General features: G+C 50.1%; 11 protein-coding genes. 3 read left to right on the forward strand and 8 right to left on the reverse strand.

Annotation, left to right across the window (positions count from 1 at the left end):
• Positions 1-732, reverse strand: coding sequence for a LytR/AlgR family response regulator transcription factor (locus tag AC2YIT_RS20435; protein WP_430849339.1), 732 nt, complete (start codon positions 730-732; stop codon positions 1-3).
• Positions 732-1778 (reverse strand): sensor histidine kinase, encoded by a 1047-nt coding sequence (locus AC2YIT_RS20440; protein ID WP_487280395.1) that lies wholly within the window; start codon positions 1776-1778, stop codon positions 732-734. Before AC2YIT_RS20440 ends, AC2YIT_RS20435 begins: the two co-directional genes overlap by 1 nt.
• A 268-nt stretch (positions 1779-2046) precedes the next feature.
• On the opposite strand from AC2YIT_RS20440, the gene AC2YIT_RS20445 reads away from it, so the two are divergent.
• Together AC2YIT_RS20445 and AC2YIT_RS20450 are read left to right on the forward strand one after the other, a co-directional pair.
• Entirely contained in the window at positions 2047-2715 is a 669-nt protein-coding gene (locus AC2YIT_RS20445) for a hypothetical protein (protein ID WP_430849335.1), read from the forward strand.
• Between the two features lie 91 nt (positions 2716-2806).
• Positions 2807-3394, forward strand: a complete 588-nt coding sequence (locus AC2YIT_RS20450) for a hypothetical protein (protein ID WP_487280396.1) — start codon at positions 2807-2809, stop codon at positions 3392-3394.
• A 20-nt stretch (positions 3395-3414) separates the two neighbouring features.
• On the opposite strand, the gene AC2YIT_RS20455 is transcribed toward AC2YIT_RS20450, so the two are convergent.
• The 6 genes from AC2YIT_RS20455 to AC2YIT_RS20480 all read right to left on the reverse strand — a co-directional run bounded on the left by AC2YIT_RS20455 (position 3415) and on the right by AC2YIT_RS20480 (position 10539).
• Entirely contained in the window at positions 3415-4002 is a 588-nt protein-coding gene (locus AC2YIT_RS20455) for a Crp/Fnr family transcriptional regulator (protein ID WP_430849331.1), read from the reverse strand.
• Positions 4003-4273: 271 nt separating this feature from the next.
• Positions 4274-5032 (reverse strand): SDR family oxidoreductase, encoded by a 759-nt coding sequence (locus AC2YIT_RS20460; protein ID WP_430849329.1) that lies wholly within the window; start codon positions 5030-5032, stop codon positions 4274-4276.
• Positions 5033-5108: 76 nt separating this feature from the next.
• A complete protein-coding gene (locus tag AC2YIT_RS20465; RefSeq protein WP_430849327.1) occupies positions 5109-5489 on the reverse strand; it encodes a helix-turn-helix domain-containing protein in 381 nt (126 codons plus the stop codon).
• Positions 5490-5581: 92 nt separating this feature from the next.
• Positions 5582-6010, reverse strand: a complete 429-nt coding sequence (locus AC2YIT_RS20470; RefSeq protein WP_430849325.1) for a DUF983 domain-containing protein — start codon at positions 6008-6010, stop codon at positions 5582-5584.
• A gap of 139 nt (positions 6011-6149) precedes the next feature.
• Positions 6150-8018 carry a proton-conducting transporter transmembrane domain-containing protein gene (locus AC2YIT_RS20475; protein ID WP_487280397.1) on the reverse strand — a complete coding sequence of 623 codons (1869 nt, stop codon included), beginning with the start codon at positions 8016-8018 and terminating at the stop codon, positions 6150-6152.
• A 34-nt stretch (positions 8019-8052) separates the two neighbouring features.
• Complete coding sequence (locus tag AC2YIT_RS20480; RefSeq protein ID WP_487280398.1) at positions 8053-10539, reverse strand: YbcC family protein; 2487 nt, start codon at positions 10537-10539, stop codon at positions 8053-8055.
• Between the two features lie 327 nt (positions 10540-10866).
• On the opposite strand from AC2YIT_RS20480, the gene AC2YIT_RS20485 reads away from it, so the two are divergent.
• Positions 10867-12039, forward strand: a complete 1173-nt coding sequence (locus tag AC2YIT_RS20485; RefSeq protein WP_487280399.1) for an acetate/propionate family kinase — start codon at positions 10867-10869, stop codon at positions 12037-12039.
• Positions 12040-12046: the final 7 nt, after the last annotated feature.

Consider the following 12046-nt stretch of genomic DNA (forward strand, 5'->3'; position numbering starts at 1 on the left):
TTAAACCGAGCGTGGATCGGTGGCATTTTGCAGCTGCTTATCCAACCTGGCCTTGTAAATCCGGCCGATGGGGATTTCTTCGTTGTTAATCCGGATATAGTTTGCGCTGATCGCCTGAATGTGATCGAGCGAGATGATGAATGACTTGTGAATGCGGATAAACCGGTCGGGCGGCAGCTTTTCTTCCAGGTAGCTGATCCTTAAATAGGACACCAGCGGTCCCGAGCGCGTGTGGAGCCGCACGTAGTCTTTCAGGCTTTCAATCCAGAAAATTTCATCCAGGAACAGTTTTACCATTTCCTTGTCCACCTTGAAATATTGGTACTCGCGCAGCGGGCTAACCGCCTGCGGCAACTCCTGTTGCAGGGCCGGATTGGGCGAAAACCGGTAGATTTTACCCACCGATTGCAAAAATCTTTCGAAGGAAATCGGCTTGACCAGAAAGTCGAGCACATCAAACTCATAGCTTTCCAACGCATATTCCCGAAATGCCGTGGTAAATATGACCTTCGGCCTGTATCCCAGCGGGCGCAGCAAATCGAAGCCGGTGAGCCGGGGCATCTGAATATCCAGGAAAACGACGTCGACTTGTAGCTGTTGAAGCATTTGCAAACCTTTGGTAGGGCTATTGCAAACCCCCACCAGTTCGAGATCGGGCAGCCGGCCGATGTAATCCTGCATCAGATCGGTAGCCAGCGGTTCGTCGTCAAGTACAAAACATCGGATTGCCATTAGTTGATGTTGAATTTTAAAACTGCTAAAAATTGCCCTTCTTCGGGCATGGTTATAAGTTCGTAGTTTTCGGCAAAAAGGATTGCCAGCCGCTTTTTCAGATTAGTAAGCCCCAATCCAGACCGAAACGGGACCGGAGCATCCGTCTGCACCGAATTTTCAACCGAAAAGACCAGCCGCTTATCGTTGAGCGAGAGGTTGATCTGGATCCAGCATTGTCCTTCCGTCTGCGCTGCGCCGTGTTTAAACGCATTCTCGACAAAGGGCAGCAAGAGCATCGGCGGCACCACCACGTGGGTTGTACCCGCGAGATAATTGAAATTTATCTGGATGTCCAGCCGGTCGCCGTACCGGAGCTGTTCGAGCGAAATATAATCTTTTAAATAGGCAATTTCTTTCGATAGCGGCACTTTGTCGCGATGACTTTCATGCAGCTGATAGCTCAGTAATCCGGCCAGGCGTTGCAGCAGGTTCGGCATTTTGTCGGGGTGCTGAATAGAGACGGATGTAAGGTTATTCAGTGTATTAAACAAAAAATGCGGCTGTACCTGGGATTGCAGCAACTGGTACTCCGCAGAGACCTTTTCGCGCCGGTATGTTTCGCTCAGCTGCTGCTGCCGGAGCGCATGCCTGATCAGGTCCACCACCACAAAAAGCCCCACTACCAGATGCAGCTGCATGGCTTCGGCCAGGATTTTGGGTGCGTACCAGAACGGTTTTTCCAGGGCATCCGGATAGTAAACCGGATAAATCCATTTGTAATTGATCACACGACGAAGTACACCGAATACAAACAAACCGCCAACGAGCGAAATCCAGAATGCGGTCATGCGCCCATGAAGCAGAAAGCGGCGTACGGTTACCAGCAAATGCCAGTAGCCTGCCACGATCAATAGCGGCAATTGCACGCTGATCTGGCAGAGGCTTTGCTGGAAATTGTCCAGGTAGGCGCCGGTATTGAGCCACTCAAAGAGGAAAAAGCATAGCCAGAAAAGGCATTGCGCCCAAAGCTCCTTGGATGGTTTGACAGAAGAGAGACGGACCATTATTTCGGATTTGGATCTTCGAAACCTAAAAATAAAGATTCAATGGTTCAGGTGTCCAATCTTTCGCCCAACGACACAATTTACCTCCCAAACGCCTGACGGACCCGATTGATATGCTAATAGGCTTTGTTCATGTGCTGCCGTGCTGTTTTTTGTGGTGTAGGCGACGGTTTGCGTAGTACGTCTAAAATCCTGATTTGCCATAAAAATGTTGCGCTTATTCGCTTCCGGAATTCGGTTCAAAGTTCAACCAACTCACTGACAGCACATGCGTAACTTACTTCTCTCAATTCTGCTTCTCCAGGCCCTGCATTTCGGAGTACAGGCACAATCTGCGCCTCAGGGCCATCTGAGCGCAAAGGCCGATTCATCCGGCTCATACTGGCGGGTACTAACGGATGCCAGGTCCCGGAATACGCGAGTGCAGTTTTTTGGCAATGATCATGTCCTGCTTTATGAAGAGGAATTGCCTGACAAATGGATCAGGCAAAACAAGCGAAACCAACGGCGCCTTAACAAACTGCTGGCCGAGATTTCAGCAAATAAGCTGATTATGACAAGGCTGAAAACGGAGGAGCTACCTGTGGAACCCGTCAGGAAGGACGTGCCTCCCTCGACGGAAATGCACCAGGGGGATGTCATTAACGCTCCCTATCAGTTTAATGTCACCATCAATTCGGCAGGGAAGGTCAGGCTGGCGGTCAATAATCCCGCTAGCCTGAGATATAAGATCGAGATAGCGGATTACAGAGACAGGGTTGTTTATCAGGAGTTCACGAACCACGACCAGTATAGGAGGTACTTCGATATTTCCTTGGTGACAGGCGACACTGCAAAGGTAATCCTGACGATTGACGAAAAGCGTTTTGTTTACAATATCCGGAGAGAGCAAAGAGGCAGTTCTTACTCCGTCGATCCGGTCATTGCGAAGCGATAACCGGAAAGTTTCCCGCATTTTAACTTAGGTGAAAATTTTACTTTAGCGAACCGCGCAATTTTGGAGCAACAAAACATTAAAAATGAAGATTATGTCAGCTCCAATTCGTTCCCAGGTCATTACAGACGAGCAGTCCGTTACTACCGCCCGCTCCTTACGCAGCCTCTACTTGATTCGCACGGCCTTTTCGGTCATTTGGGTGACGCTTGTCGTTTTTTTTGCCAAATCATCCGCAGGCATCGCTACTTTCCTGCTAATCGTCTACCCGGCGTGGGACGTAGTGGGTACATTACTGGATATCCGTGCCAACCGGCGTAGTGTTTCAAAGGTTCCTCAGTATGTGAATGCCGGGATCAGCATCGTCACGACGATCGCCGTCGGTATTGCCCTGCAACGGGGTATTCCCGAAACGTTGGTGATCTTCGGTTGTTGGGCGATCCTCACCGGGGCGATCCAACTCATGCTTGGGGTACGCCGCCGGAAATCACTGGGCGGGCAATGGCCGATGATTATCAGCGGTGGGCAATCTGTTGCCGGCGGCATTTCGTTCATTGCGCTCGCCCACGATCCCACGATGGGCATTACCAGCCTGGCGGGTTATGCCGCTTTCGGCGCGTTTTACTATTTGCTCTCGGCATTTCGCCTGGCCAAAACTGCTACGCATATGACCGCAGAATAGGCAATCTGCCTCACTGTACATTACCTTTTGACGCGTTTTCTGATGCGGCTGAGCGACGGGTTGGTGATGCCCAGGTAGGACGAAATATGGTACGCGGGGATCCGCTCGACGATGTTAGGGTGCTCTTCCAACAGCCTCAGGTAGCGCTCTTCATGGGAAAAGAACATGAATTCTTCCGTACGGGTCTGCGCATAGGAAAAAAACAGTTCCGCCAGCAACCTCCCGAATTTCCCCCAATTGGGATTCGTTTCGTAAAGTCCATTGAGATCTTTATAAGAAATAAATACAATTTCCGAATCTTCCATGGCCTCTATGAAATACCAGCAGGGATTGCGGGAAATGAAGCTTCTGAAGGAAACCACGAATTGATTTTCTGAGAAAAAGAAGAGGTTCTTATCCCTGTCTGTCTGTGGATCACGGTAATATATCCTGAAAATCCCTTTGACCACCAGGCCAAGGTCGTTGCAAACCATGCTTTGCATATTAAAAAAATCGCCCTTTTTGATCCTTCTGGGTTTCCAGAAGGGTTGACTCTCGGCAATATCTTGATCTGTCAATGCGTCGAACTTCCTTAAATGGCGTGCGACGATCTCGTTTTTTTCGGACATAATTTGAAGAGTTGATGGAGCAATAAAGCAATTTTTTGACATCACCAGGCCCACGGGAGGGCCAAAACGTTACAAATTACGGATAACCTGTCCGACAAGATTTTCACTTTGGTTAAAATTTAGATCGCCGGAAAACGCACCGGCGCCCTTGTGGGCAATGCAATGGCATAATCAGGTGGTAATGTGGTATTCGCGATTGTAGGCGATACGCTTTGACATGTCACAAAAAAAGTGTGACGGGAATCACACCCCCGCCACACTTTTTCAATCGCTAACGGGTCGTATACCCGCCGTTGGCGAAAATCGTCTGACCGGTGATCCACCAGCCGTCCGTCACCAGAAACGTCACCAGCGGAGCGATATCGCTGATATTGGTCAGTCCTCCGAGCGCGGAAGCTGACTTATGATACGCTACTGCATCGGCACTTTCCTGGCCGTAAAAGAATGGAGTATCCATCGGGCCCGGAGCAACTGCAGTGACGGAAATGCCCCTGGCGCCAAACTCCTTGGAAGCGGCGCGGGTATAATGCTCCACTGGCGCTTTTTGCCCTGCATAGGTAGAATATAAACCGGTGTAGGCGGCTAGCAGAGACGTAACAATCGTGCAAATCTTGCCGTTTTCGTTGAGCTTGCTGCCTGCTTCCCGGATAAAAAAGTACGCAACTTTGGCGTTAATATCGGCCATGCTGTCATACTCGGCTTCCGTAGTCTCGGCGAAGGGCTTTTTCAACACCTTGCCGACGGTATTAACAGCGATGTCGATGCCGCCGAAACGCGCTATGGTTTCGTCGAAAAACCTGGTGATATTACCAATCTGGGTGAGGTCACCCTGGAAAAGGAACCCATCGGCCCCTTCGGCCTTCACGGCAGCGAGTGTTGCCTCCGCTTCGGAACGGGAACTTTCGCTGTTGTAATGAATGGCAAGTTTACTGGCACCTTTCTTCGCAAAATCGCGGGCGAGCAAACCTCCGAGGTTCTTGCCGCCGCCTGCGATTAACACCACTTTACCTTTGAGATCGTTTCTAGACATTATTGTTGATTTTTAGTTAATAATGTCAAAGGTAGAGTCGCCGCGCGGAGTGGTTATGGTGAACTTTTCAGATTTTTCAGCCGGTGACCAACATCCGCTGCCGGTATTGACCGGGCGTTATTCCAGTATATTTTTTGTAGAATTTGGTGAAATTGGAGGGGTCATAGCTGAGCTTCCGGGCGATCTCGGCAACCGGGTAATCCGTCTCATCCATCATCGCATTGGCTTTTTCCAGGATCTTTTGAATATAAAAATGACACGGATGGTTTCCTGTTGCCTGTTTGACAACCGCAATCAGATGTTTATGGGAAACGCATAGCTCGTCGGCAATGTCGTTAAGCTCCATCATTTCCGTTTGACGACCGGCAGCCAGGTCCGAAAGATGGGAATCGATCAGTTCGAAGTACGCGTTGATCAATTCCGTGTGTCGTGCTGCGGTGCTTTCTTCTGTTGCCATAGCCGGATTTGCAAAAATTGTAATGTAATACCCAGTATAATCGCCAAAGCGGGCGATCAACGTTCTGCAAACGTCGGAAGAGCCATAAAGGTTTATGTTCGATCGCCGGGGTGCTCGAAGCCGACAAAAATGTGTATCCAAATAGACCTGCCCAGTCTGATGATCGGAGGCTGCAATGCCAGCAGGAAAATCGTGATCAAAACGAAGAACAATTCAAGGGAGAGGCCAAGCAATACCAGCAGGATTACAGACAACAGTGCCAGGATCAGTATAACAATCGGGAAGCTGGTCCAAAGTGCACCGATGTAAAACCCCGGTTCTATCTTGAAGTCCTGGCCACAAACCTGGCAGTTGTCGGGCATTGTCAGGCTATTCTTGAACGAGTAGGGGTTTTTTGTAACGAAGAGGTCGCCTTTTCTGCACCGCGGACATTTCATTCTTACAATGCTGCTTAATAAAAGGGCGGGTTTGTCAACGCCAGGGATACCATCGTTCGTCGCTTTTGTGTCTTGCTGCGTCATTATTAGTTTCGGTTAACGGGATTATCCTTCGATTGTAGCCCCTTTTTCAATGTAAATCAATCAATTCTCAGTGAGTTGTACATTACCGCCTGTCGGGTTCTGTCTGTTTGGTTTGCCTAACGGTCGTTCATCAGCCCGGTCAGGACGAACGGTATGTCAGCTCATATTGTGACCGCATATTTGGCCCGAGAAAGACCCTGGCATAGATGCGTATCAGCGCTATTCCGTTGAGGATACATCCTAACGAAACCAGCAGGGCAAGTAAAATTTGGTTTGGATGGATATGGGAAAAGACCAGATCTTCCCCGACAAATGTGGGGGTGATAGGAAAGCCTGCAAGCCCCAGCGACGCAAGCAGGAAAGTGATACCAATCCCGCCATGGCGCTGAATGTGTCCGTGAAACTGACCCAGTCCGATATATCTTTCCGACTTTCGAAGCCGGTAAAGACACCAGTATCCCACAAGGCCACCGACGATGACACCGCTCAGGTACAATACAATGTGAACCATAGGGACTGTGTCATTGAACGAAATGGCTAGCACCACCCAAAGGTGATTCATGATAATCAATACCCAGCTCCGCCAGACATTTTTCCTTTCTGTAAAGGATCTGACCGTCATCATTAGCCCGGTGAAAGAAAACGCGACCGGTAACCAGGCCATTAATGGTGGCGGGACCAGCGCGGTATTCAAACAAAAAAAGATCCCGAGCAGATAAAGCACCGCGAAAAACAGGGCTGTCCGACGGGCAGTCAGAAAACGAAGTTTTTCACCTAACCTTTTAAATGGATTCCAAAGAAAACGGTACATAAAAAAGTCCAGCCCCCATTCTTTAAGGCTAAGAACATATAGTCCGGTCCGCACACGATCTGAAACGAGCCTTTCCAAGCCGGGTATTGCACGCGTCTTAGGGCGTTCGTGCAGCGCGATCAGTTGGCTTACCGCCGAAGGTGAGACCAAAAGTTGGGTTGCCCTTAAAAAGGCATTCCCGGCGAAGTGCAGCAGCGCCAGACTTTGAAAGCCCGCTGATACTTCCATAAAAATCAGTCCGATCTGTGAAATGGACGCATAAGCGATCTGACTTTTTACAGACGATTGCACCCGGGCGATACCAGTAGTTACAATGCTGGTCAATATCCCAATGACACCAACCATGACGCGGATTTCCCACTGATGCTGCCAGAAAGGGTATGTTCTCAACAAAAGATACACGCCTGCGTGTACTGAAAGAGCGCCGTAGAAAATCGCTGTCGAAGGCGTTGGCCCCTCCATCGCTCTCGGTAACCACGACGAAAAAGGAAGCTGGGCTGACTTGGCCGACGCAGCCAGGATAATCAAAATTGATATAACAATACCAACCTGGTGGTGAGCGTGTAATTGTTTGTCTATCAGATTGTAATCGGAGAGCTTCTCGAAGCTCATATAACTGCTCCAGAGGTGATGGCTTGCCCAGACGGCCAGCAATACGCCCACATCCGCCAAACGGTAGATTGAAAACACTTTTACCGCATTTTTTACAGGCAGGTAGCGGTCGCGGTAAAACGAGATGAGCAGGAAAGAAGTGATGCCGAGGATTTCCCAGCCGATAAAAAGCGTCTCAAAATTTCCCGACAAGATGCTGGTGTTGTACCCTACATAAAAAAGTAATAATGTGTAAAAATACCGTTTGTAGCCCTGCTCCCTGTGGAGATACCGACGGCTGTAAGTTGTGACCAGAAAAGTCAGGATAGTGCCGGTGACCAGGAACACGGAGGTGATTTTATCAAAGAGAAAATTCAAACTGTATTCGTAATGGCCGGATTTGAACAGAGCGGAACTGTTAAAGGTCACGACTGCGTTATCGCTCATTATCCATAGGAAAACGAATGCCAGCGAGCTGACCAGTTGCATGAACGTGGTAAGCTGTACCACCTCCGAAATCAGCCGCTCATTTTTTGCAGGAACGGCCAGGCAGACAAGAAAGCCCGCCAAAGGAACGGCAAGCAACGCGATGATAAAAGTGGTCATGATTGCGGCCTGGATAAATAGAGTAGTGGATTTTTCATGCCACGTTTGAATAATGGTTCGCTGCCCGGGCAATATGGCCGGGATTGGCTGGAGGGCTATATGGGGCCAGCGTGCCCTGGTCGAGCTTGTGGAATGTCCGGGTCGATGGGTCGATTACTACCAAACGAACCCATTCTCCGGCAAACCACTGACGGAGTTGCTGGGATTTTTGAATAACCTTCCAGACGACGTCCGGAAAGTGTTCGACGATCATAAGCAGCCGTACAGGGTCATGAATTTCAGTCATCTGGCTTGGTAATCCCGTTCGGAGGTCTCCTTCAATGCCGTTGGCAACCCCAAAGAGTCCCATGACATTGTGCGGGAGTTTGCTACCTGCTCCAATTCGCTGCACATCGGTTCGGGAGAAGAAATATTCCAGGTTAATGCCGGCACAAACCGGTGTGGCAGATTCCAGAATATCTTTCAGGCCCTCGCCATCGGGGTCGTGGGCATGGTTGTATGAATTCATAAACAGGCGTCTGTCCCAAAACAGACCTTTCGACAGGGCGCGGTGCCCAACAATACAAACCGCGTTCGTTGCATGGTTCAGCTCGGGGCGGGGTTCAAACAGGGACACAGATCTGGACCTGACCAGATGGTGTGCCTGTTCCGGCGTCAGGCCTGGATCAATGAAGGCAAACCGGGCAGCCCTTTCCTTCGCGTTCAGGTCGAGCGCCGTTGCGAAGGCAGTTTTGGCTGACACATGCATTACCAGATTTTTCTCTGAAAGAATATGCCGGTCGTAGAAAATGAGATCGTCCCTGGTAGTGTCGTGGAACGCGGCAAGGAATTGGGTCTGATCCGGGATTATGATTCCCCTTAAACCCAACAGGCGCCTTACCTGCTTGTTGTTGGCCATCCATGCAAAAGCCCTGGCGTTGACGCCTCCGGCATTGCCCGAGCATGCCCCGCAATCATATGCAGCGTAGTGGGGGTTGTTGACGCTGCTGGCCCCATGTCCGATCACATAAACGAGCCGGCCAAAATCAGCAGTCAGATCAATGCTTCGCAGCAAACCCTCCACGCAGCCGGCCATTTCCTGGATGGTGTAGCCTATCTGGAGATTATTTTCTTTCTGATAACTGGTGACGTTTTCAATACTCAGCCATGGAGCATGGTCCTGTTCGGCGATGGAGGTGTTGGCGACCAGACTCGACGATGGTCTGAAAATGTTGACGAGCAATTTAAATGTTGCCCAAAAACCGAGAGTTTGAGAGATAAGCCAGCCGCGGAAAAGCGAGTTTGAGCTCCTGGGCAAATTAAAATGCGTACCTCGGGCTTGTATTTGCCCTACCTGTTTGATCAGGTGCTTTGGCTTAATGCCCGCCGGTGCTTGCTTGGTATAGGGCGCGCCCGGCCGGGCTTGAAAGAAAAAGGCGGCCTCAAAGAATCCCGGTGTCCCAAATGTCTCACAACCCGGGTCTGCCTGCTCCAGATGTCTGCGAAGCGAACCGGAACGATCGTCCAGGCAGAACAGCGCCTGGAAAGATTTGTCGACCAGCCTGGTGCGTTCTTCTTTCTGTGTAGAAAGCATAGCCAGAACACGATCATAATAGGTCCATTCAAAGGCATTTTGCCAGATCGTCAGTACCTGCTCCAGTTCGCTTTGCTGCGCCGGTGCGAAAATATTTTGCTGTGTCCATCGTACCTGGCTGCCTAATGGTAACCAGTGCAGACCAAAACGAAAATCCAGGGCGTCTATTTCCAGAAGCAATTCGAGCTGAATCAGCTCGGTCAGGGAAATTTTTCGCTCAATGGAAAGCCCGTCGGGATTTTTTTCAATCCAGGCTGCCATTCCCGACCATCCCGGGTGAGAAAACTGCTGATCAAACAGGTACTGCTGATACAGCGCGGAGCGGCCTACAAGGATATTGAGAAGGTCCCTTATACCGCATATGGTATCCGTTAGCAGTCGGGAGGCGCGGGTAGTCCTGAAAAAGCTTACCAGGCCGTTGCTTTCCATTTCACGCACGGATGCAAGAAAGCCTTCCGGGGCCACAGGACACGTCCAGGTAGCTATTCCCTGGTCCAGATAGCTGCATAAAATGCGAAATAGGATAGGGTGCGTCTGTGCATCAAGGTCAATCTGATGTGTTCTCTTCCAGTTTGAGCGCAGAGATCCGATACGGCAGTGTTCTTTGGGATGGTATTGCCTGAAAAGAAGCCGGTCTTCCCATTCCTGGAAACTATCCGGGCCATGTTTTTCATGCACAACCCGATGGAGCGCCTCACTACTGATTTTGCCGGATTGGTAGAGGGATCTGTATTCTCCCAATGGCAAATGAACATGGTAGCCAAAGATCCTGGAAGCGAGTGTTAGTCCGTCTTCAAATTTCAGGTCCTGAAAACCATGCAGCGGGTTGTGATGGATAAAGTCTTTCAGGGGTGGTTGCGACGGCAAATAGCGTTTTAGCAACAGAAGCGTTTCTTGCTCATCGAATAAGCCAGTTTCATTCTGATTATCACTAATTGACGCATTCATTTATTTACTGCTGCCTGAACTAGATCCGCGAGTGCTTCTAATGGCGATGAATCCTCAGTTTTGAACAATTCAGCCTTATAAACATGCAATGGGTTTGCTACTTGGGCTCTATTATATTAGAATATTCAAATATATAAATATATCGTGTAGTAAGACAAGTGCGGTGGAAGAAATTGTTGAGGAAAGCGGGGCAAATGGAGCGGGTGAGCAGCTGCCCGGCACGAGTCGTAAGCTCGCTTTGGGAAATACCTCGCCGAAGGCATAGTTATTGAGCAATTTCTCGCTGCTGATTTCCCACTTTCAACGGAGATAATTCTCTACAAAGTCGTGAATAGTGATAACTCCATCATACTGGTGATTAACTGCGGCTCTTCCAGCATCAAGTTCGGTGTTTATCGCCGAGCGGGTGAAAAAATACTGAAAGGGAAAATTAATCAAATCGGAAGCGGAAAGTCGTCTATGCAGGTCGAGGGCAGTGACACGCGCGTTGCTCCGATCGGCGGTGCTCAGGAGGCAGTGGCACAGATCATCTCATATCTGGAAAATGTCCATTTGCTGGGCGGCATCAGAGCAGTCGGGCACAGGATCGTTCATGGACGCAACCGCAGGCGGCCGGTGTTGATTTTAGACGAGGTAATGACCGAGCTGAATGAAAACAAGCTGCTCGCACCAATTCATATGAACCCCGCGTTGGCGGTCATCGACAATATTAAAGAGCTATTGCCCGACGTGCTGCATGTGGCATGTTTTGACACGGCCTTTCACGCAGGTCTGCCTGAGGTGGCCCGGATGATGCCTCTTCCGCGGTATCTGACCCAAAAGGGAATCGTACGTTATGGCTTCCATGGGTTGTCGTGTACCTATTTGCTCCGTGAATTCAGGAATAGGGTAGGCGAGGAAGCTGCCGGAGGCAGACTAGTCATCGCGCACCTGGGTAGTGGAGCAAGTATGACGGCGGTCAGGGAGATGAAAAGTATAGATACGACGATGGGGTTTACCCCCGAAGCCGGGCTGATGATGGGCTCCCGCCCCGGCGACATGGATCCGGGCATACTGACTTACCTGATGAAATCGGAAGGGTTTGGTTTGACTGAAATTGAGAAACTGGTACAATCCGAATGCGGCCTGCTAGGCGTGTCGGATACGACCGCGGACATCGGAGAACTGCTCGAAGAGGCTCGGCAGGATATTCGCGCGAGGCAAGCTGTCGATTTATTCTGCTACCAGGCCCGAAAAGCGCTCTGTGGCCTCTGCGGTGCACTAGGAGGGCTGGATGCGGTGATTTTTTCCGGAGGAATCGGGGAAAATATCCCGGCCATCAGGGCACAGATTTGTGACGGGTTGGGTTTTCTCGGCATTTCTCTGCATGAGACCAGCAACAAGCACAATGCGTTTGAAATTTCCCGCTCATCTGGGTCCACGCGTGTGTACATGATCCGGACGGATGAAGAGCAAATTATCGCTGAACAAACCCAGCAGGTGCTGGATAATGCAAGCTAAAAAACCG

The organism is Dyadobacter sp. SRI_021, from assembly GCF_057586235.1.